This is a genomic window from Raoultibacter timonensis (genome assembly GCF_022845715.1).
GTDB lineage: Bacteria > Actinomycetota > Coriobacteriia > Coriobacteriales > Eggerthellaceae > Raoultibacter > Raoultibacter timonensis.
On record NZ_AP025564.1, the window covers coordinates 1322197 to 1344340 of the forward strand.

Here is a 22144-nt window from a genome sequence, read left to right on the forward strand (position 1 = left end):
ATGGGCGGCGGAAAGCGGAGCGCCCGGAAAAGCGCAGCGCTCGAAGAGATCGGCTCCCTCAGGGGGAAGCGGCGGGCCGACATCGTCAAGTGCGCGTTCGCGGTCATGGTGGTCATCGTGGTTATCGCAGGCAAGCCCTTGCTCGAATCGATGGGGGTCATTCCGGCGGGAAGCATGGTGACGGCGGCTGCTCTGTTTTTGACAGCCGTGGTTCTGGCGGTGTTCGCCGGATCCGCGAGTACCGATTACGCGAAAAGCGGGCGGCGCATCGACGAGCTCTGCGCGAAGCACGCGATTACGAAAGAGGACATCCGGGCTTACGAGCGCTTGTAGGCCCGGGCGGTATCCGGGCATTCGGCTTTGCACGCTTGCGATCGGGTGCCTGCGAAGGCGCTGGGCGCACGCCTGCTGCTTGGCTGCGTCCAACGCCCGATTCGCGTTCGCTACGGGTGCCGGTTCTGGCCGAACGATCCTCGCAGCGGATCCGGGCGGGCCGTCTCGTCGGCCGTTTCCTCGACCATGAGGAGCAGCTCCTGCTGGTTGTGTATGTTGAGTTTGCGATAGATGTGCCCGATATGGGTTTTCGCCGTGCTCTTCGATATGCAGAGCTTGTCTTGGATGTAGGCGGCGTTGTAGCCCTTGGCCAGCAGAAACATCACTTCCGTTTCGCGCCGTGAGAGCAGGTACCGATCGGCGATCGTCTCGCATTGCGCTCTGAAGCGTCCGCTTTTGCGGGCGTTGTCGGCATCCCCCGCAGCCATTCGCACCGAGACGTCCGGCTTTGCGGCTTCGTGCGCTCCCGCATTCCCGATTCCCGCTCGCGCGGGCGCTGGCGGCCCGAACCCGTCATGGGTGCTGCGCGGCGCCGCGGCGGGCGCTTCCGCCTGTTGCAAGCTCCCTTGCGAAAGAGCCTGGTCGCGGTACATGCGCCCCGAAGCCTTGAGAGGTGCGGGCGGGACGTGCCGAACGGTGTCGCTTGACACCGCATCCCTCGCGCCTGGCAATGCGGCGTTCGGGCGCGCGTCGCTTGCGGTCGGCGCAGGATCGGCATCGTCCGGCGAAGCGCCCGCCCCGTGTGGCCTCTTTGCAGCGAGCTCGGCCTGGCGGTTGAACGAGGCGATGGCGGGATAGCCTTCCGGTTCCGGCTGGATGACGATGCGCTTGATGTCGCGCACGCGCGGCAGGAGCGCGTAGGCCATCACCATGACGAACATGATGAGCACGGCACCCCCCGCTTCGCCGAACGGTGTGAGGGAGGACAGGATCGAGGGATCGGCAACGGAAAGCGACCCGGCAAGCGAGCCGAGCGCCAAGCAGCCCCGCCCGATGCCGAACACGAAGATGGGGGAGAGGCGGAACTCCTGCGACATCTCGCCGAAGAAAACCCACATGAGCGCTTCGAAGCACATGTAGCCGGTTAAGAGCACGAGCGGTTCGAGCACCGAGCTTCCCAGCGAGAGCGTGGGCAGGAAGAACAGCGTGACTGCGATGAACGGGATGAGCGGGCGAAACAGGAAATCCCAATGGCTGCGCTTGTCGAGGCAGAACGAGGTGACGAGCAGCAGCACGGTTGCCGCACCTCCGGCGAACAGGGCGAGCAGCTGTGTGGTCAGATCGGATGACGGCAGGATGATCTGCGTGGATATGGAGCGCAGCGCCCCAAGGGCGAACCCGAACAAAAGCGTTGGGAGCGCGAGCCTGATCGAAAACGGCATTTTGCGAACGGGCAGGGGGTTGAAGATGGGAATTGCGTGGCGCACTGCGTAACTGACCGGGGTAAGCCGCCACAGGAGGGGAAGCTCGAGCAACGGCAGGCAGCCGGTGAGGATGCCTGAGAACGGCGGCGGGATGATGCGGAGCACGCACGAGTAGAGGGCGATGGCGATCACGATGGCCACGGCGGTGTTCATGACGATGGTCGCAGCGCCGTGCCGCGAGAATGCGATACCCCAGAACAGCAGCAGCAGCGCCGATCCGATGCCGGTCGATACCCCTGCGAATAGCGTAGCCGCAAAGCCGAGCACCCCCGGCACGTTGACGGCGAACACGGCGAACGTGCCGATGGCGGTGAACGCAGCCGCACCGATGATGGCGCGCTTCGCGGTATAGAACTTCAGCAGCTTCTGGTCGGTTGCCGCGGCGAACAGAAGCGATAGTCCGAACACCACGATGGAGATGAGGAAGACGAGCGATATGGACGATTCTGCGTAGGAGCCGAGGGCTTGGGGTGCATGGAAGATGGTCGTCGTACCGAACATCGCGGTGTAGATCCAAGCTTGGTGGATGCCGAACCCAAGTGCGAGGATGTTCAGCTCGCCTTGCGTTCCCGTGCCCCGATCGCCATCTACCGTGATACTGATTCGCGGAAACGTAATGGCCATGAATGAAACCTCGCTTTTCCCCAATTGACGCGGTCATGTGATCGCTCAGCGCTGCTCGGTTGGCGTTCGGTCCTTTGCGCTTCGAGCCTGCTTGCGTGTTGTTTCGATTGCCCATAAACCATTGGTGGTCATCATAGACGGAACCCCCTCCCTATTCAAATAACGATAAACCAACAAATAAGCCTATCATCAGGAAAAACAATGATCATCCTGCTGTGAGATCGATGAAAATCAACCTCTCGGGCCGATGGGTTTTCCTGCGAAAACGCATTTTTACCGCTTCTCGGCATAGGGCGTCGTTGTTTTGCTTCCCGGGTCTCGGTACCGTTTTTTTCGCCGCGACCGACCGCCTTTGCCCAGCTGTTTTGGCGCAGCTTTCATAAATCGATCCCTGGGGCCGATGATGGGGCTCTAAAGCGTCCCCATGAGACGATGACCGCCTAATCTGTGTTCCGTACCCTTCGATGTGCTGATTCTTTCGCCGCGGATCGATTGCCTTTTCAGGCGCGCGAAAGAACGACGAGGCCTGACAGACAAGAATCGTGGAAGGAGGACGCGCGCAGTCGTTTCTTCTGGGCGATGCGCGATGTTGCGGGTTGCGAGAGCCGTTTCGGCGGCGATCGAAACTACGGAAGCATCCGTTATTTCGGTTCGATGGTTCGCGAAATACTGAGGCGTCCGTAATTTCCCGTTACCGTGCGCGGGACTCGGTCTTGCCATTGCGCTTAATAGGGATTTCAAACCGAAGGGAGGCCCTTGCCCGTTTGGCGGCAAGCGCTCACCATAACGAATTCACATTGAGGGGAGGAACTGATGGATAAAAAAGAGTTTACGATCTCCGAGGTCATTGACTCTATTGGCATCAGCTCACACACATGGATCGTCTTCGTGCTTCTGGCGTTCGCTATGATTTTCGACGGATACGATTTCATGATCGTCAACTCGACCAACCTGTTCGTGGCCCACACGTTTTGGCCCGACAACGCGAACCCCGGCGCTCTCATGGGTTCGCTCACCACGTGGGGCCTGCTCGGTATGGTTATCGGCGGTGCCGTGGGCGGCATCATGTCTGACAAGCTCGGCCGCAAAAAGACGCTCATCGCGGCCGTTATGTTCTACGGCTTGTTCACGCTGCCGCAGGCGTTCGCGAACGACCTTGCGTTCTTCGCCGCATTCCGTCTGATCGCCGGATTCGGCGTCGGCTCGTGCATCCCCGTGGTAACGACGGTGTTTTCCGAAAGCATGCCCTCCAAGCAGCGCGGCGTGTTCGTGACGTTCGGCATGGCGTTCATGGTCGTCGGCTGGGTGCTCGCGGGGCTTATCGCGAACCCCATCTGCAACGCTACGACGCCGCTGCTCGGCGAGTTCACGAATCAGGTTACCTACATGACCGCAGACGGCGGCACGGCAACCATGTTCGCGAACTGGCGTCTGTGCTACCTGATCGGCGGCATTCCGCTCATCTACGGCATCGTCCTCATCTTCACGATGCACGAAACGCCCCACTGGTACGCCAACTCCGGTAACAAGGCAAAGGCGTGCGAGCGTCTCACGCAGATCGAGCAAGCCACGCGCCACACTTCGCATACCTACGATCCCAACCTGCTCATCGTGCCGCCCAAGCCCGCAAAGACCGGTCCGGCGGTTCTGTTCTCAAGCAAGTTCATCGTAGCGACATGTGCCATCTGGGCCGCGTACTTCGTCGGGCAGTTCTGCGTATACGGTATGAACGCCTGGATTCCCACGTGGTTCGTGGGCCTCGGCTACTCGGCGACGGACAGCGTTGCTCTCCAGACCTGGAATAACGTGGCGGCTATCGCATCGAACATCGTGGTCGGCTTCGTGTCTGACAAAGTGGGCCGCAAGCGCAACCTCGCGTTCTCGTGGCTGTTCTGCATCGTGGCCATCATCCTGTGCTCCATCTTCGTCGCCCCGAACAACATGATGCTCTGCATCGCGCTCATGCTGCTGTTCGGCTTCGCGCTGAACTACGCCATCACGGCCGTTCAGCCGCTCATGCCCGAAAGCTATCCGACGGCTATCCGCAACACCGGCACGTCGTGGTGTCAGGCGTTCGCCCGTTTCGGCGGCTCTGCCTCGTCGATCGTGCTCGGCGGCATCGCGGGCATGGCGTTCTTCCAGACGGCGGCAGGCACGACCAACTGGAGCACCGTCGTGCTCGTGCTCATCATCCCGTTCGCGCTCGGCTTCGTCTGCACGGTGCTGTTCGTAACGGAGACGGCCGGCAAATCGATGGATCAGCTTGCAGCCGAGGAAGAGAAGCTCGGCGCTTCCGAGAGCGATGGAAACGTACGGTTTATCGCGATGCTCGTCATCGTGGCCATCCTGGCGGTGCTGTGCATCGTCTGTCCGCTCGTCGTCGACAATTGGTCGAAGCAGCCCTATGCATTGCCTCTGATGGCAATCGGCCTGCTGTTGCCGTTCGCGTACTTTTTCGTCTTCGGCGGAAAGCAGCTCGCTAAGAACAAGAAACTGCGCGCATAGCATTCGCGCCTTAAGCCGCACGCAAGCGCAGAAGAGCCCCCGACGATCGGGGGCTCTTCTGCGCGCGGCTCGGTTGGCGCGATCGGGAACGACGGTTTATGGTCGGACAGCGTCTTCGGCAAGCAGCTGCTCGTAGGTTTTCCCCTTGCCTGCGGTAAGCCATCGTTTCGCTTTCGCGAGCTTGGACGCTCTCGGATCTTCGACGCCCTCGCTCAGGCCTCGGTATTCTTCCTTGATGCCCATTGCGATCACGGTCGCGACGGCTATGCGCAGCTTTGCCACGTCTTTTGCCCGTATTTCGAAGCAATCGCCGTGGCCCTTGAATGGGACAACGCGTACATGCACGTCTTTTTCCTGGTTGTCCTCGTTTATGAAAAAAAGCGGCGGCTCGCTGAGCGTGCCGCCGATCTGCCAGCGCATCCCGTTCACGTAGTAGTCTTGGAATATGCGGCGCGTATGAAAGACGTACTCCCAGCGCTCCAGCTTCAGATAGTACGTAAGCGCCTTGGCGTCGGGCTTTATCGCGCCCATCTCGCCGCCCATGCGTCCGAAAACGGACACGCTATCGTGCTCGCTCTGCCATGCCCCTTTGATCCTTAAGAATAAATCGCCATCGGCGTACCACACGTCGAAATCATTGTGACGTGCAAGTGCGTCAACGGGCATATACGCTTTGTTGTTCTTCACCGAACCCCCTGAGAATGCGGTTTGACGTTGGCGGGATTATAGCGCATCGGGCTCGCAACGGCAGGGCAAGCGCTTATGTGAATTAACGATCTACCAGGCACGACGAAAGACACCAACCTCAAAGGTCGAGGAAAATCAACCCATGGGGCCGATGGATCGGGCGATAAAAACGTCCTCGTGATTCGATGCGGCAACCCGTGCGGTCCGTAAGCTGTGAATCGCCAGCTTCTTTTTAACCCGCCCGCTTCCCTAAACGCAATCGTGCGGGCGAGCGACAACATCGAAGGTCTCAGGCCGCCGCCCTGTGCGGCTGCATGCGACCGAGCAAGCGAGAGAGAGGTTTTCTATGTGCTTCAGACCAGCAGATGCAAGCGCCGGCTCCGGCGTGAACAAGTGCCCCGAATGCGGCAAGACCATCCAGTCGATGGGTGGCGTCACGCTTAAGAGCTGCCCCTTCTGCAAATGCGATTTCACGCCGTACCTCGATGGTACGAAACCGCTGCCGAACGCGGCGCCGAGCGCACCCGGGGCTCCCGGCGCACCGAAAGCGCCCGGAGCCCCTGCGGCACCCGGCGCACCGAAAGCACCCGGCGCACCGAAGCCGCCGACGCCGTAAGGCAGGTGTCTCGCAGTCAAACGGCATGCAGCGTTTGCTCAGCCGTTGATCAGGGGATAGCGCAAGGAGGTGGTGCCGCGATCCGGGAGGATCGGATATCGCTCACAGTGTGTGCGAGACGTTTCTAAGGTTTTATTGAGTGAACCAAAGAAAGAAGGAAGGAAAACATGGCATACGGTAAACAATGGCAAACCGTGATGGAGGATGGAACGGTCGTAACCCGCAGCAATACGTGGTCGCCTCCGGGAAGCCATCCTGTCGGATACGGAGTCAAGGTCGTGACCAAAGACGGGGAGCTCATCCGTGTCGAGGGTGACGACGACAACCCGATTACCACCGGTCGCGTCAATGCGATGAACCTCGCCCTGCGCGAGTACACCTACGCTCCGGAGCGCATCATCCACCCGATGAAGCGTGCTTACGAGGATCGCGGCAAGGACAAATGGATCGAAACCACGTGGGACGAGGCACTCGACACCATCTGTGAGAAGGTGCAGTACTTCAAGGACACCTACGGCCCCGAGTCCATCGTCGTCTTCGGCGGCACCGGCCGTGAGGCGTGCATCTTCTATTACGCGCTTACGTTCTCTGTTCTGCAGTCGCCCAACTGCTGCTACACGCAGTCCGGTTGGTCTTGCTACGGACCGCGCTGCTCGATCGCCGACTACGTGCTGGGCGCGGGGTATCCCGAGCTCGACTATGCCGGTCATCTTCCGGGCAGCTACAACGACCCGGCCTACACCGTTCCCAAGTGGATCGTGGTATGGGGTAAAGAGCCCCTGCCCTCCAACGGCGACGGCTTCTTCGGCCACTGCCTCGTCGACCTGATGAAGCTCGGCACCAAGATCATCTCCATCGACCCCCGCATCACGTGGGTCGGCGCGCACGACGGCAACATCAACCTGCAGGTTCGCCCGCAGACCGACACCGCCCTTGCGCTCGGCATCATGAACCTCATGTTCGAGAGCGGCGAATACGACAAAGAATTCGCCGAGAAGTGGATATACGGCCTCGACGAGATGAAGGCCCGCGCGGCCGAATACCCGGTCGAGAAGGTATCCGAGATCACCGACGTTCCGGTCGAGGACATCAAGCGCGTTGCCCACATCGTAGGCACCGAGCGCCCGATAGGCTGGGCATGGGGTCTCGCATTCGACCAGAACAAGAACGGCGTGCAGCTTTCGCAGGCCATGATCATCCTCGCAGCCCTCTCCGGATCCATCGACCGGCCGGGCGGCCTCACCCTCGGACCTCCGTCGGCTCTTCTCGGCAAGTGGCGTATGGAGCAGCGCGGTGCCATGGAAGACGACGTGTGGGCAAAGCGCATCGGCGCCGCTGCATGGCCGGGCCTTTCCACGGGTATGGCGACCACCCAGCCCGACGAGACGCTCAACACCATGGAAACCGACGAGCCCTACGCGCTCAAGATGGGTTGGTTCAACAGCTCGAACTTCCTGACCCCCACCTGCTCGGCTCAGCCGAAGCGTTGGCACAAAGCTCTCCAGAAGCTCGAGTTCGTCGTTGTCCAGGACCTCACCATGACCCCGACGGCCATGGCGGTGGGCGATTACTTCCTGCCGATGGCAACGTGGGCGGAGCACAACGGCATCGTACTCACGCACTACGGCCGCAACACCGTGTTCATGGGCCCCATGAACAAGGCGCTTTCGGTGGGCGAATGCAAGTCCGACGTCGAGATCTGCCTCATGTTCGGTCAGCGCCTCAACCCCTCGTGGTGGCCCTGGTACAAGCCTGCCGACGGCAAGTCGCTCGACCTCGACGCCCTCGCGGTTGCGGTCGAAGATTTCTACAGCGATCAGCTCAAGGAAATCGGCTACGACTGGAACTCGTTCAGGGAAGCCGGCCTCTATCAGCCCGGCGCCCATGGTTTCGAGTACGAGAAGTACGAGAAGGGCCTGCTGCGCTTCGACGGCGAGCCCGGCTTCAACACCATCACCGGCCAGATCGAAGCCTACTCGATCCTGTACGAGTCCTGGGGCGAAGATCCGCTGCCGTACTACGAGGAGCCGAACTACAGCCAGATCAGCCAACCTGATCTCGCTGCCCAGTACCCGCTGTTCTCCACCTCGGGTTCTCGCCGCTACAGCTCGTTCCATTCCGAGCATCGTCACGTGCCTTCGCTGCGCCAGATCGATCCGTGGCCGTGGGTTCAGATGAATCCCGAGACCGCTGCGGAATACGGCATCACCGATGGCGACTGGTGCGAGGTGGCCAACATGTTCGGCGAAGCTCGCTTCAAGGCCGAGATCACCCCGGTCATCAAGCCCGGCATCCTGAATTGCGCTCACGGCTGGTGGTTCCCTGAGCAGGACGGCGAAGAGCCCAACCTGTTCGGCGTGTGGAAGTCTAACTTCAACAGCCTCGTGCCCCACTTCAACGTCGGTAAGCTTGGCTTCGGTGCTCCGTACAAGGGCGTTATGTGCAGCATGCGCCGCGTCCGTAGTCTCGACCAGGACTAACTGAAAGGAAGTGGCATAAAATGGCAGATCAGAAATACGCTTTGCTCGTCGATTACACCTACTTCTCCGGCAACCATGCCGCAGAGATCGCCTGCAAAGAAGAACTCGGACTCCCGATCGACCAGTTCGGTATCAAGGAAGTCGAGATCGGCCCCTTCAAGAAGGGCGAGGGCAACGACGGCGACGCATGGGAATGGTTCTACCTTCCGTGCCCGACGTCCATCTTCTCCGAGCACTGGGGAACGGGCGGCGATAAAGCCGGCCAGCGCCCCTTGGCTGTCCAGGTAGAAGAGTCCGCGTCCATGTACTACGGTACCCTGGAAGACATGCAGGCTAAGATGGCGGAGTTCGATCGCCCGATGGTTCTGTTCCAACTGTAGGTTTTCTGTAAGAGACGGATGCCGTGGTCATCGGTCGACGAGGTTGATGACCATGGCGTCCGAGTTGAGAGACTGACAAGGAGGGCACTATGACCCGAGACGAGTTTTTGGAGCTCGACGCTCCCGAGGCGGCTGAAAAGCTCAACGCTCTTCTAGCTGAGGGCAAGAGCCAGGAAGAGGCCATGGCCGCTTGCGGAGTTGAAAAATCCGACCTCATGAAGGCCCAGATCTTCTTTGTGAAGGACAAGTACATCGCCCGCGCTTGGGGCGGCTACACCTCGACGAAGCGAACGGGTAACGAAGGCGCCGGCGAGCTTGGCCTCGGCGGCAGCTTCAAAGACATCAAGCCGGTGAGCTAAGCTTTAGGCGATACGTTTGCACAGAGGTACAAAGAGGACTCGCTTGTTGCTCGAAGTGAGTCCTCTTTCAAAATGGTGAGCACTGCGGTGCCGGCAACGCTTTACTGGCGAGAAAGCCTTACCGGCACCGTATTGGCAACGAGACAACCATGGGAAACGTGGATACCGAATCGCACAAGGAGGCAGACGCTTATGGGAACCGAGGACATCATCAAAGCCGAGATCGAGGAAATGGGCCGTTTGACGCCTGAGCAGGAAAACATTCTGTACAACATATCTTTGAAACAGGATGAGCTGGGTCGGGAATCGGTGAACCTTTTGCTCGAGAAATTGAAGGGGAATCCCGTGTACGAGCCGTTGCTTGAACGGAAGTACCTGACCTACGATGTGTTCAACCACGGAGGCAGCCACGAGATTGCGTGTTTGTACGTTACGCTCAAGGGACTGCGCTATTGCATTATGTTCGCTGACGAGCTTTCTCGCCGGCGCAAGCTCAATCCTGCGGGGGCGCCTTGGCAGGATGCGGAACTGAAGCGAGGGGCATAACATGGAAATCGGATCAACGGTAACGCTTACCTATACGGGCAAGCTCGATGACGGTACCGTATTCGGTTTCGCCACGCAAGACGAGCCCATGAGGTTCCAAACCGGCATGGATGCGGCCATAGACGGCTTCGAGAAGGCCGTGCTTGAAATGAACGAGGTCGGCGAGAAGAAGACCTTTACGGTCGGCGAGTACGAGGCGTACGGCGAGTACCTCGAAGGCCATACGACGAAGATCCCGCTCGAGCAGATTCCCGTCGACAACGTGACCGTTGGAAAACGGATCTGGCTCTCGAGCGCCGAGGACGGAGCTCCTACGCCCGCAACCGTGCTGGGAATCGAAGGCGGCATGGTTACGTTCGATCTTAACCATCCGCTCGCGGGGAAGGACCTTATATTCGAGGTCGAGCTGCTTGAGATCGAAGATGCTCCCGAGAATTTCGTCTCGGCGGCGGAGAAGGCGGCGCACTTGAAGGAGCAGTCGAAGCTTCTGGGCGGCGACCAGGGAGACGACTTCCGCTAAGCGCGCTTTCGGCATCCGAACGCCTTCCTCCGCACGCCCGAACGAACCGTGAAAGGTGAATGCCATGTGCTGGTCATGCAACCCGATATGCGGTGGCTGCCGCCCGCCGCGCAAACGCCCGGTCAAGTGTCCGGAATGCGGCGCGTTCAACGCAGTCGACCTCGAGCATATGGCTGCGTCGAACCCCTGCACCAAATGCGGGTTCGATCTGACTGAGCTCGCCACGCCCGAGTCCGTAACGTGCACGATCTGCGGCGAGATTTGCTACAACCCGTGCCGCAAGGGCAGAACCGAGCAACCCGGCGGCGAGTCGCAACCCTGCAACGTGCGGGTGTCGAAGCCGCTGTAGTTTTACGCTGACATGCTGCTGCGACGCCCTGCGGCTTCGAGCGCGCTTCGCGTCGTATGCGCCCTCTCTTTCTTGCCGTGTCGGACGACGGCTTTTCCATGCATGCTCGCACATGTGCGCCGGAGTCGGTTCGTATGGACAAATTCTTGCCAGGATTTCCCACACCGAGGAAATGGCCTAGAGGCGGGCTTCCGGTAATCTCAGTTCAGAACCATGCATCATTGGGGATGGTTTAGGTGCTCTGCGGAAGATCATCCATATGGAGCGATTCTTGACAAAGGTAATCGCGTCGGCTGCCCGGTGGACGGCGCGAACGGCCGGCGCTTAGCCGCCTTTTCGATTGAGTTCATTATGCATAAAACAGACGAATTGTCGTTGACTATATACTTAATAAAGGATAATATTGGGCAGCGTCGGGACGAAAACCGACCTATGAACTAAGGGAAACAAGGAAGGGAACGCATGAAGAAACACGTACGCATTTTGCTTACCGCCGTCCTCTCGTTTGCGCTCGTGGGGGCGTTCGCATTGGCCGGCTGCTCCTCTGCGCCCGCAGAGGAGCCTAAGCAGGAAGGGAACACGCAGGCCCAGGAGCCCGAGCCGACCCAGGAGGCCGTCGAGCTCCAGATCTTCGCCGCGAACTCGCTGTCGAAGGCGATGGAGGAAGTGCAGGACCTCTACATGAAGGACCATGATTGGGTGACGTTCGCCGACACCCAGTACGAGGCTTCGGGCACCTTGAACGAGATGCTCGGCGCGGGTTCGTACGCCGACATCCTCATTACAGCGTCCAAGGGCACGATGGACACCGCCGTCGACGAGGGCTACGTCGACAAGGCGACCCGTTTCGACATGTTCACCAACGAGCTCGTCATCGTGACGGGCGAGAGTTCGGATCTTAAGGACATCACGCTTGCCGACATCGCAACGGGCGACTACAAGATCTCCGTCGGCGACGACAACGTTCCGGCCGGCAACTACGCCAAGCAGTCGCTGTCGACCACCGATCCCGCATGCTGGATCGATCCCGACGGCAAGACCGGCGCCGATTCCGCGGGCAAGGGCGGCACGTTCGAGGGCACCCCGCTCGCTGGCATGGTGACCGAGGGCTCGAGCGTCGGCAACGTGTGCTCGTACGCCAATTCGGGCGACGTTGACCTCGCGATGGTCTACAGCTCGGACGTGTACCGCTTCGGCGGCGTGAAGATCGTCGGAACCGTTCCGGCCGATACGCACAAGAACATCATCTACCCGGCCGCCATCTGCGCCGAGTCTACGAACTCCGATGCCGCCAAAGAATTCCTCGATTGGGCCTTCACCAACGAGGACGCCATCAAGATCTGGCAGGAATGGGGCTTCGAGTTGGCTGCGTAAGCCGCCGTTTCACGGTATGATTAAGCGCGCCGCGCTTTCGACGGGAGGATGGAAGGCCGAGCTTTCCATCCTCCCGTTCGTACGCGAGGCTTGCCTGACGATGGGAACGCGAGAATGGAACATAGGATGGGAAAACGCATAAGCGCCCTTGCGATGGCTTTTGTGCTGGTATTCGCTGCGGCATGTCCGGGTCTTGCCTTTGCCGAAGACGCCTCCCTGGACGATTCCCCCGAAAGCGCAGATCCCTCGTCTGATAAGGCGGACAGCTCATCTCCGGACGAATCGACGGTCGTCGTCGACGACGTCGTCGTTTCGGCCGAAGGCGAAGCTGCCCTGATCGAGGGAGCTACGTTCGCCGTCGACGATTTCAGCCGAGCGCAGAAGGGTTCGAACCGCGAGCTCGACGGGCAGTACCTCGGATACAGCTACTACCAGGGCTCGACGGCCGACTACGCCGTCGCCGTCGCCACCGAGAGCTATGTGCTCGTCTACGTGCCGCCCTCGGCGCATGCGCTGTGCGATGCGGGCGATGCAGGTTCGCAGGAGACGCTCAAGCGGTACTTCCTTGCGCTCGACGAGGTATCGCTGACGGGCGGCATCGTTATGGACGATACGGTGCCGTGGTACTTTACGAGCGAACCGACCGAGACGGTCGAGGGCATCCGGTACAGCTTCGCCGTCGAAGCGGGCGAGGGGAAATACTACGTGTGCGCCATCGGGGAAGACGGCAGCGACGTGGTCTCGACCGCGGTCGAGGGCCTTACGCGTCCCACCCACGTGGACTTTCTGAAGATCGTCGAACCCGATGCGGTCGATATCGTGGCCGCTTCTACGGGATTCGCAGCGTTTACCGAGTTCTTGGGCGGCATCGACATGTCGCCGTTGTGGGTTACGCTCAAAACCACCGGTACCGCCATCGTGTTCATCTTCGTGTTGGGCTTGGCTGCGGCCTACTTCACCCTGCGCATCTCGAAGCGCGCACAGGATATCTTCGACACCGTCTTTACGATCCCGATGGTGCTGCCGCCGACGGTATGCGGCTTTCTGTTGCTTTTGCTGCTCGGGCGCAACACCGCGCTCGGCCAGTGGTTCATCGATATCGGCTTCCCGCTCATCTTCAGCTGGCAGGCAACGGTTATCGCTGCCGTGGTGGTGGCGTTTCCGCTCATGTACCGCAGCGCGCGCGGCGCCTTCGAGGGCCTCGATCCGAACATGCTCGATGCGGCGCGTACGCTCGGCTGGTCGAACGCGAAGATATTCTTCAAGCTCATGCTTCCTTTGTCGTGGAGCTCGATCGCGGCGGGAACCGTGCTCGCGTTCGCCCGCGCGCTCGGCGAGTTCGGGGCAACGCTGTTTCTGGCCGGCAACTACGTCGGCATTACGCGAACCATTCCCATCGCCATCTACTTCGAGTGGATGAGCGGCAATATGGACGTGGCCCTGTTCTGGACGGGGGTCATTCTCGTATTCAGCTTCATCGTGATCCTGTTCATCAATCTGTGGAGCAGGCGTACGACCAGATACCGTAAGGGGGCCTCCGAATGAGCCTCGAAGTTTCCATCAAGAAGCGGTTTTCGGGCTTCGAGCTCGATGCGGCCTTCGCTGCCGAAGACGAGACGCTCGGATTCCTCGGCGCATCGGGGTGCGGCAAAAGCCTCACCATGCGCTGCATCGCGGGCATCGAGAAGCCCGATGAGGGCCGCATCGTAGTGAACGGCCGGGTGTTCTTCGACTCCGAGGCCAGGATCAACCTGACGCCCCAGCAGCGCAAGACCGCGCTTCTGTTCCAGAGCTATATGCTGTTTCCGAACCTCACGGTGGCGGAGAACGTGGCGGCGGGCATCGGAAAGGATGTGGCGAAGGCCGACCGCGACGCCGTCGTGCAAAGCGAGCTCAAACGCTTCGGACTCCAGGGCTTCGAGAAACGCTATCCTGCGCAGCTTTCGGGCGGGCAGCAGCAGCGCGTAGCCCTTGCGCGCATGCTTGCGGCGAAGCCGGGCATCCTCATGCTCGACGAGCCGTTCTCGGCCCTCGACGCCCACCTCAAAGGGGTGCTCGAGCAGAACCTCGTGAGCCTGTTCGACGCCTACGACGGCACGATCCTCTACGTGAGCCACGACATCGACGAGGCGCTGCGGTTCTGCGACCGCATCGCGGTGGTGGAGGACGGCCGCATCGTGGAAGAGGGCACGGGTGACGATCTCGTGAACCGACCCCAGAGCCAGGCGGGTATCAAGCTTTCGGGCTGCAAGAACGCAACGCCGGCCGAATACATGGACGATCACCGCGTCCATCTGCCCAAATGGGGCATCTCGCTTTCAACGGAGCAACCCGTGCCGAGGGATGTGAAATGCCTCGGCGTACGCGCGTTCTTCTTGGAGCGCGTCGAAGAGCCGGGGGAGAACGTGTTTCGGGTGAGGGCGGACCGGGTGAGCGACTCGCGCTTCGACCGTACGGTGCTGCTGGGGTTTCTCGAGCGCAACGAGGCGGAGGCTCCGATCGTGTCGGCCGACGAGGACGATATGAAGTACCTGCATCAGCATGTGTTCTGGCGGGTGAACAAGCTGTCGGTCGCGCCCGGGAAGCTGCCCGAGGAGGGCGACGAGCTGCTCATCCGCATACCCAAGGACAGGCTCTACCTGGCAAGCAGGTAGCTGCGCCGGGCGAGCGGGCTCTATGCCGGGCAAAACCGGTCCGCGCTGAGGCGAAACAGGGCGAAACGGTACGAAACATGACAAAAAGCCGATCTGTTTTGCTGTTATGCCCCTGATTGCGCATGGGGATTGCTATAATATCCTCAACTGAGAAGAGAGGCGATCGGCATGAAAGACTCGCATGGCCGTACTATCGATTATCTGCGCATCTCGTTGACCGACCGGTGCAACCTGCGCTGCATATACTGCATGCCCGACGAAGGCGTGGAGCAGATGTCGCATGAGGACATTCTGCGCATCGAAGAAATCGAGGAGGCCGTGCGCGTCGCCGCCACGATGGGCATCACGCGCGTGCGCCTTACCGGCGGTGAACCGCTTGTGCGCAAGGGCGTGGTGGATCTCATCAGGTCGATCAAGAACACGCCCGGCATCGAGCATATCGCCATGACCACCAACGGCGTACTGCTGCCGCGGATGGCCGACGAGCTCAAGGAAGCCGGCCTTTCGCGCGTCAACATCTCGCTCGACACGCTCGATCCCGCGCAGTTCTCCATGATCACGAGGCGCGGCAAGCTCGAGGACGCGCTTGCGGGAATCCGGGCCGCGCTCGATGTCGGGTTCGATCCGGTGAAGATCAACGCGGTCACCGTTCGCAGCCTCAACCAGGATTACCTTGCGTTTGCCAAGCTCTCGATCGAAAACCCGCTTCACGTGCGGTTCATCGAGTACATGCCCGTGGGCGAGAGCTCGGGATCGTCGGGCTGCGGTTGGGGTAAAGAAGACGTCGTGCCGTCCGAGGAGCTTATCGAGATCATCGACGAGCGCGCGCAGGCCGAGGGGCTCGGCGCGCTCATTCCGGCCGGCGGCGCCCGCCCCGAGGGCTGGGGGCCGGCGCGGTACTATACGTTCGAGGGCGCATTGGGAACGGTCGGGTTCATTTCGCCGCTTTCACGTCATTTTTGCTCCGAGTGCAACAGGCTGCGTCTGACCGCCGACGGGAAACTGCGCCCCTGTCTGTTCTCGGACGTCGAATTCGACCTGCGGGATGCCTTGCGTGCGAACGACACGGAGGCCGCAAAGGCGGTGTTTGCCGAAGCGCTCGGCGCAAAGCCCGACGACCATCACGACAAAGTGGGTACCGAACGCGGTATGTCCCAAATAGGAGGCTAGAGCATGACCGATCAGAATCTCACGCATATCGACGAGAAGGGCGAGGTGCGCATGGTCGACGTGTCGCAGAAAGCCGACACCGAGCGCATCGCCGTGGCTGAGGGCTTCATCGCCATGAACTCCTCGACGCTCGATCTGATCGTCGAGGGCAAGGCGGCAAAGGGCGACGTGCTCGCCTGCGCCCGGGTAGCCGGCGTCATGGCGGCGAAGCAGACCTCCGCGCTCATTCCCATGTGCCATCCGCTCAACATCACGAAAGCAAAAGTCGATCTGGAGCCGGTGTTCGCGGGCGAGCGCGAAGATGGCAATGTGGGCATTCACGTGCTCGCTACCTGCGGTGTAACCGGTAAAACGGGCATCGAGATGGAGGCGCTCACCGCTTCGAGCGTTGCGTGTCTGACCATTTACGATATGTGCAAGGCGGTCGATCGCGGAATGGAGATCATGGACGTGCGCCTTCTTAAGAAAGACGGCGGCAAATCGGGCCTTTGGGAGCGCGGCTGATCTCGATGCACGCAAATTGTCGGCCGAAAAACACGGTTTTCGGGGCAATTCCGTGTTTTTCGGCCGACAATGTTCATAGTGCGTTCGACGTCGGCCCCCACGCGCTACGAACGGATCGCTAGCCGAGATCGCGGCTAGCGAAGCGGAGCGCTTTGACGCCGGCCGCGCAAGGTCAGCCTTGCTCCTCCGATGCGATTCGCTGCATCTCCTCGACGAACAGCCTTCCGTTTTCGGATGCGGCGAACCCGTCGGTGTACACGGCGTAGAAATCGGTTTCGAGCGGCAGGTCGTCGAGCGAAAAAGCGCGGCATTCCTCCCGTGCGTCGATGCCGAACCGCGGAACGAGCGTGGTCGGCACGATACCGAACATCTCCTGGAAATCGTAGGAAAAGTACTCGAAATGGTCGGCGAAGCTCATTGTCTGCAGCGCGATGCGCGCCCCGCATGCGGCGAATCGGTCGGCGACGCCATCTCGCAGGTAACCGTGATAGATGTCGGGCGGTAGCATGATGGTGGCGCCGTCGAGATCGGCGGCGTTGATCGACGACGCTTCGAAGAGGGGGTTTCCTCTGGTCATGAGGAGCTTGATCTCCTCGGTACGCACCTTGAACCCCTGCATGCCCTCTGCGAGCATCTGCCGTTTCGGGCTGGCCACGTAGCTCTTGCACCCCGCTACGACGATGTCGTTTTGCTGCTCGGCGAGCGCGTCGGTCGTGCTGCACGGTCCGCTGGCGGTGACGATCTCGATCTGCTTTCCCGGGTGCTTCTCCTGGACGGCCCGCCGTGCCTTGTAGAGGATCGATTCGAGCCATGGCAGGTTGGTCTGCGCGATCGTGACGGTGAGGAGATTATCGGCGATGGCGCGATATTCCCCGATGATCGCTTGAACCGATTCGATCAGGTGCGTCCCCGTTTGCACGAACCGCTTCCCGGCGGGCGTGAGCATGGCCTTTCCCTGCTGCTTGCCCACAAGCTCGCATCCGAGTTCGTCCTCGAGTTCCCTGATGTGCTCGGAAAGCGTGGGGCGAGTGATAAACAGGCGTTTTGCAGCCGTCGAGTAATTGAGCTCTGCGGCGAAAACGAGGAACTCCTCAACATGACGCGTATCCATCGATGCCTCCCATACAACGATGAGCGAGTTGTAAAGTTTATTTTACAGCATTGTACGTTCTTTTGGTATCGTGTTCGGTTTTTCGTCTTCCCGATAAAAAGGTCTCCACGGTTTCGGGCGGTCCTCAGCTGAAAATGGCAGTGCAATCGGTGTTCGGTTGGATGGCCGAACCCAAGGAGGAAGGGGATTGTCATGGAACTTGATCGCAGAAGCTTTCTGAAAGGTGCGGCGCTGCTCGGCGGCGCGGGCGCGCTTGCCGGCATAGCAGGCTGTGCGCCCGCTGCCGACAAGGTGTCGGGTAACAAAAACGCCGAGGCGGGCGATTCGTCCGAGCGTGCGGCGTTCGAGGCCGCCGCTGCACCTATCGAGCCGGCGGAGCCGCCTTCGTCGTGGGACGAGGAGGCTCAGGTGGTGGTAGTCGGTTCGGGGGCGGGCGGCATGAACGCGTCGATCCGCCTTGCGCAGGCGGGCTATCGGGTGCTCATGCTCGAGCGAAGCGAAGAGACGGGCGGCAATTCGAAGCACTCGTCGGTATTCTCGAACATCGGCGGCCATCGCCAGGCCGAGGATCTCCAGTGGGCCTATCCGTCGTATCCCTACGACGTCGACAACATCGTCGAGTACTTTATGGATTGCCAGCAGATGACGGGAGATCCCGATCTTTTGCGGGCGATGGCAACCGAGGGGCCGAAGTGCATCGATTGGATGAACGAGAAGGCCGGCGCGAAATGGGTGCCCATGAACCCGTCGCCCGCAGGCGCAGGGCTGCTCGAGTGGGAGGGCATGTCGACGCCAACCAACGGCATCAACGTGAACCTCATACCTTTTCAGGAGCTCGAGAAAACGGCGGTCGGGGCGGGCGTCGAGATCCGCACGGGGTGCACGGTCGACACGCTTGTTTTCGACGGCACGGCGGTGCTCGGGGTGAAGGTGACCGAACAGAAAGAGGAGAAGTTCATTCGCGCCGACCGTGCCGTCGTGCTTACGGCGGGCGGCATGGAGATGAACCGCGCCATGATGGCGAAGCATGCGGCGACGTGCTTGCACGGCATCGCCAACATCGCTACGCCGCCGAACGGCACGGGCGAGTGTATCCGCATGGGGCAGGGTGTCGGAGCCGATCTTTCGGGCTACGATTCCACCGGCGCTTTTGACGGCGGTGTATGGTGGCGCGACTACAGCGAGTTCGACACCATGATGGATTCGCATATCAACAAAGACGGCAACCAGGCGCTTCGCCAGCCGTGGTTGCGCATCAACCGCGATGGACAGCGCGTGCCCTTCATCTCCACGTCGGCAACGAGCTACCCGTACTCCACCGATGCCGCTCCCTCCTCGGCGGGACTCTGCGATACGGCCGCCATCGAGATGAACCAGCCGGGCGGCAAGACCTACTGCTGTTTCGATTCAAAGTTCGACCAGCTGGTAACCGATAACTTCTTCGGACAGATCATCTGCCGCAAGGCGAAGATCGTTGCCGACGACGATCCGTACATCGACCGCGTGCCCGAATGGCTGCGCGATTGGCACACCGGATTCCAACAGATGGTCGATGCGGGAGCCATCGCGAAGTGCGATACGATCGAAGAGCTCGAGGAAGCGCTCGGGCTCGAGGGCGGCGTGCTCGCGGATGCCGTTGCGCAGTGGAACAAGGCGTGCGCGGCGGGCGAGGACTATGCGGCGTCGTACAAGTACCCGCCCGAGTGGATGATCGCCATCGACGAGCCTCCGTTCTACGGGGCGAAGCTCGGCGGCCATGTGTTCGGTTCGAAGACGGGGCTGCGCGTGACCCCCTCGATGCAGGTTGTGAACACCTCGGGACAGGTCATCCCCGGCCTGTATGCGGGCTGGCACACGGCAGGCGGTTCGTCGGGCGAGGGCAACCCCTCCGGCAAGCCCCTCACGGGCATGTACGCCGATCTGGGGCTCGCGTTCGTCGGCGGCTATATGGTCGCGGGCGGCATCATGGGGGAGGACGGCAAGGTCGACGCGTAGGTTTGCGGAGCGAAACTGGAGCCGTCTGACGGCGGCTCCAGTCGGTATGAGGTGCGGTGCAGGCAAGGATATGCCGAAACCCGCAACTGCCGTTGGCTTCCCTGTCGATAAATCCCTTTTTGAAATATAAGGTGCACCTTGCTTTTCGGTTGGGCCGTACTGCCGCCCGCCGCACGGAGGCGCTCGGGTTGTCATCCGGGACAGCGTTCAGGGTGGCGTTCGAGGGAATGATCGTGGGCGATCGGGACAGCGCTCGGGGCCTTGCGATTCAGGAAACCCTTCGCCAAGAAGTCGTTGCTTTCGTCATCCTGCGCCCATCCGCAGCGCGTCTCAAAGTGTGGTTTATCCTGTGCGTCGCGCTTCCGCATCTTTTCGCAAGAGGTTCGCACGTGGTCGATAAAAAAGTTCTTGTCAATTAATAGACTAAGTCCTATACTTGTTCTGGTCTGAAACACAGGAAGAGCCGCATTCCCCCAATGCGGCTCTTCCTGTGTTCGGCGCGGTTTCGCCTTTGGCGATTGGGCGGCGGATCCCCTGCGATCCTCAAACGGAGCTCTCGCATTGCGGGGCGTGTACGGGGCCGAGGGAGGGACTCGGCCCCGTACACGTTTGCGCGCTACTTCGACAGAATGTCTCCGAGCAAGTACCCCCACGTGAGGGCGCGGCCGTTCGAGTTGCCTGCCATGTTGATGGGGTAGTCCACTGCGTAGATGTCGCCCGAGGCGTTGCCGGTGGCGTACAGTCCCTCGATCGGCTGCCTGTTCGCGTCGAGCACCTGCATGTCGGTGTTGATCTTGAGGCCACCGACGATTGCGAGCAGCGCCACACCGACTTTCGCCGCATAGAACGGCGCTTTCTCGACGGGGAAGAGGTATTCCTGCTGCTTGTGGAAATCGTCGTCGGAGCCGGCCGCTGCGATCTCGTTGTAGCGGGCAACCGAGGCCTTGAGCTTGTCGGCGGGGATGCCCGTCAGCTCGGCCAGCTCGTCGAGGGTGTCGGCTTTGAACACCTTGCCGTCATCGGCTTCGAGCCCTGTGTTCACGAAGTCGATGTAGTCCTGCGCAACGAACGGAGCTCCCACATCGCCGCCCATGGTGTCCCAGAACATGCCGCCGCCACCGGAGAACTCGAGCGTCTTCACGTTCTGCTCGCCGAAATCGGCGTCGAAGATCGACCAGGCGATGTCGTCGGTCTGATGCATGACGTTCATCGACTTGCCCTGCACCCAGGTGGCTTCGTTCATGAAGCGCTCGCCTTCCATGTTAAGGAACATGAACGCGCCGTGGAACTGCAGGCCGGCTTGTGGATGGAGCATGAGGGGGAAGGGGCCGTCCTGCACGGTGCCGCCGGCCCACAGCCCCATCTTGATGCCGTCGCCGGTCGAGTAGCCTACTGGGGTGTTTTGGCATTCGAGCACATGGTGCACGTTCTCCTCGCAGTAGTAGTCGACCATCTCGGGATCGTCGTGGATGCCGCCCGTAGCGATGACGACGCCCTTGCTCGCCTTGAAGAGCAGCACGTTTCCGTCCTTATCGGTTGCGAACACGCCCGTGACCTTGTCGCCTTCTTTCAGAAGCTGAGTTGCGGTCGTCTCGAACCGGTAGGTTGCGGGTTTGTCGTGCTTGCTGGCATCCTGGGAGTCGACGTAGAGCACGTTGGTAGCCTGGAAGTAGCTGCACTCGGCCGGCCATTCGGGCGTGGCATCGGTTTTGTGGAACTGGTGGTAGGAGAACGATTCGGGAATGATGGCCTTCGGCGCATAGGCGCGGAAAGAGTCGGGTTCGACACCGTACTCGGCGGCCTTGTCGATGAGCCAGTCTCCCGCTTCGCCGGATTTGTTGAACCACAGCGATACGAGTGCTTCGTTCACGCGGCTTCCGCAGCTGCGAACCCACAGGTGCTGGGCTTCGGGGATGTTGACGGTAAGGTCTTGGCCGATGGATTCACCGTAGGATTTCGTGAATTTGGTGTTGCAAAGCCCGATACCGCCTCCGCGACCCTGGACGGTGGGCAGCTTTTCGAGCACGATGGTCGACAGGTTGTGATCGGCGCACGATGCCGCCGCTGCGCAGCCCGCGTTGCCTGCGCCGAGCACGATGACTTCGGCTTCTTGCACCTCGGTCGCGTCGCTTTCGGAAAGCGCCTGCGGTGCCGTCATGAACGAGGGGTTCTGGATGCGGCCGTAGCCCATGGTGGTATTGCCGCCACCGCCGCCGAATCCGATGGCTTCCGACTGTTCCGCGGCGGCATCGCCTGCTGCGCTCGCCTTGTCGCCCGAACCTGTGGGGGCGGGTGAGCATCCCGCGAGCCCTGCGGCTCCGGCGGCGATGGCGGCGGTTGCGCCCAAACCGATAAACGAACGCCTCGACAGCGTGTTCTTCTTTGGCATGAATCCTCCTTTGACGGTGATGCGAAGGTGCGGCGCACCTTCCGCGGCTCCCTTCTGGCCGCAATGCCACGGTATCTTCGGGAGGATGCAGAGCGCACCGTATGAAACCTGCCGTTTTCCGTTT

General features: G+C 60.9%; 20 protein-coding genes. 16 read left to right on the forward strand and 4 right to left on the reverse strand.

Annotated features, from left to right (window positions below):
- On the forward strand, positions 1-333 hold the full coding sequence (locus tag MWL89_RS05200) for a hypothetical protein (protein WP_244412010.1): 333 nt from the start codon (positions 1-3) through the stop codon (positions 331-333).
- A gap of 110 nt (positions 334-443) precedes the next feature.
- Here MWL89_RS05200 and MWL89_RS05205 read toward each other — a convergent pair whose 3' ends face one another.
- Positions 444-2381 (reverse strand): helix-turn-helix transcriptional regulator, encoded by a 1938-nt coding sequence (locus tag MWL89_RS05205; protein WP_244412011.1) that lies wholly within the window; start codon positions 2379-2381, stop codon positions 444-446.
- Between the two features lie 813 nt (positions 2382-3194).
- Here MWL89_RS05205 and MWL89_RS05210 point away from each other — a divergent pair.
- Positions 3195-4886, forward strand: coding sequence for an MFS transporter (locus MWL89_RS05210; protein WP_102378689.1), 1692 nt, complete (start codon positions 3195-3197; stop codon positions 4884-4886).
- Positions 4887-4982: 96 nt separating this feature from the next.
- Here MWL89_RS05210 and MWL89_RS05215 read toward each other — a convergent pair whose 3' ends face one another.
- On the reverse strand, positions 4983-5573 hold the full coding sequence (locus tag MWL89_RS05215; RefSeq protein WP_244412012.1) for a hypothetical protein: 591 nt from the start codon (positions 5571-5573) through the stop codon (positions 4983-4985).
- Positions 5574-5919: 346 nt separating this feature from the next.
- Between MWL89_RS05215 and MWL89_RS05220 the strand changes: the two genes are divergently transcribed.
- From MWL89_RS05220 to moaC, 12 genes are all read left to right on the forward strand, one after another.
- Positions 5920-6189, forward strand: coding sequence for a hypothetical protein (locus MWL89_RS05220; protein ID WP_244412013.1), 270 nt, complete (start codon positions 5920-5922; stop codon positions 6187-6189).
- Between the two features lie 167 nt (positions 6190-6356).
- Positions 6357-8669 (forward strand): molybdopterin-dependent oxidoreductase, encoded by a 2313-nt coding sequence (locus MWL89_RS05225; RefSeq protein ID WP_102378686.1) that lies wholly within the window; start codon positions 6357-6359, stop codon positions 8667-8669.
- Positions 8670-8689: 20 nt separating this feature from the next.
- Positions 8690-9049, forward strand: a complete 360-nt coding sequence (locus MWL89_RS05230) for an oxidoreductase (protein ID WP_102378685.1) — start codon at positions 8690-8692, stop codon at positions 9047-9049.
- Positions 9050-9138: 89 nt separating this feature from the next.
- A complete protein-coding gene (locus MWL89_RS05235) occupies positions 9139-9408 on the forward strand; it encodes a hypothetical protein (RefSeq protein ID WP_102378684.1) in 270 nt (89 codons plus the stop codon).
- Between the two features lie 192 nt (positions 9409-9600).
- Positions 9601-9954 carry a hypothetical protein gene (locus tag MWL89_RS05240; protein WP_102378683.1) on the forward strand — a complete coding sequence of 118 codons (354 nt, stop codon included), beginning with the start codon at positions 9601-9603 and terminating at the stop codon, positions 9952-9954.
- Between the two features lies 1 nt (position 9955).
- A complete protein-coding gene (locus MWL89_RS05245) occupies positions 9956-10474 on the forward strand; it encodes an FKBP-type peptidyl-prolyl cis-trans isomerase (RefSeq protein ID WP_102378682.1) in 519 nt (172 codons plus the stop codon).
- 64 nt (positions 10475-10538) lie between these two features.
- Entirely contained in the window at positions 10539-10823 is a 285-nt protein-coding gene (locus MWL89_RS05250) for a hypothetical protein (RefSeq protein WP_102378681.1), read from the forward strand.
- Positions 10824-11285: 462 nt separating this feature from the next.
- Positions 11286-12197, forward strand: a complete 912-nt coding sequence (locus tag MWL89_RS05255; protein ID WP_244412014.1) for a molybdate ABC transporter substrate-binding protein — start codon at positions 11286-11288, stop codon at positions 12195-12197.
- 126 nt (positions 12198-12323) lie between these two features.
- The gene (modB, locus tag MWL89_RS05260; protein ID WP_244412015.1) at positions 12324-13742 is read left to right on the forward strand and encodes a molybdate ABC transporter permease subunit; all 1419 of its coding nucleotides are present in this window, start codon (positions 12324-12326) and stop codon (positions 13740-13742) included.
- On the forward strand, positions 13739-14851 hold the full coding sequence (locus MWL89_RS05265) for a sulfate/molybdate ABC transporter ATP-binding protein (protein WP_102378678.1): 1113 nt from the start codon (positions 13739-13741) through the stop codon (positions 14849-14851). The genes modB and MWL89_RS05265 overlap by 4 nt, the downstream gene beginning before the upstream one ends.
- 168 nt (positions 14852-15019) lie before the next feature.
- On the forward strand, positions 15020-16021 hold the full coding sequence (moaA, locus tag MWL89_RS05270; protein ID WP_244412016.1) for a GTP 3',8-cyclase MoaA: 1002 nt from the start codon (positions 15020-15022) through the stop codon (positions 16019-16021).
- Between the two features lie 3 nt (positions 16022-16024).
- The gene (moaC, locus tag MWL89_RS05275) at positions 16025-16525 is read left to right on the forward strand and encodes a cyclic pyranopterin monophosphate synthase MoaC (protein WP_102378676.1); all 501 of its coding nucleotides are present in this window, start codon (positions 16025-16027) and stop codon (positions 16523-16525) included.
- Positions 16526-16697: 172 nt separating this feature from the next.
- On the opposite strand, the gene MWL89_RS05280 is transcribed toward moaC, so the two are convergent.
- On the reverse strand, positions 16698-17636 hold the full coding sequence (locus MWL89_RS05280) for a LysR family transcriptional regulator (protein ID WP_244412017.1): 939 nt from the start codon (positions 17634-17636) through the stop codon (positions 16698-16700).
- A 192-nt stretch (positions 17637-17828) separates the two neighbouring features.
- Between MWL89_RS05280 and MWL89_RS05285 the strand changes: the two genes are divergently transcribed.
- The gene (locus MWL89_RS05285) at positions 17829-19631 is read left to right on the forward strand and encodes an FAD-dependent oxidoreductase (RefSeq protein ID WP_244412018.1); all 1803 of its coding nucleotides are present in this window, start codon (positions 17829-17831) and stop codon (positions 19629-19631) included.
- 56 nt (positions 19632-19687) lie between these two features.
- The gene (locus MWL89_RS05290; protein ID WP_244412019.1) at positions 19688-20050 is read left to right on the forward strand and encodes a hypothetical protein; all 363 of its coding nucleotides are present in this window, start codon (positions 19688-19690) and stop codon (positions 20048-20050) included.
- Positions 20051-20247: 197 nt separating this feature from the next.
- On the opposite strand, the gene MWL89_RS05295 is transcribed toward MWL89_RS05290, so the two are convergent.
- A complete protein-coding gene (locus MWL89_RS05295; RefSeq protein ID WP_244412020.1) occupies positions 20248-22020 on the reverse strand; it encodes an FAD-dependent oxidoreductase in 1773 nt (590 codons plus the stop codon).
- Positions 22021-22144: the final 124 nt, after the last annotated feature.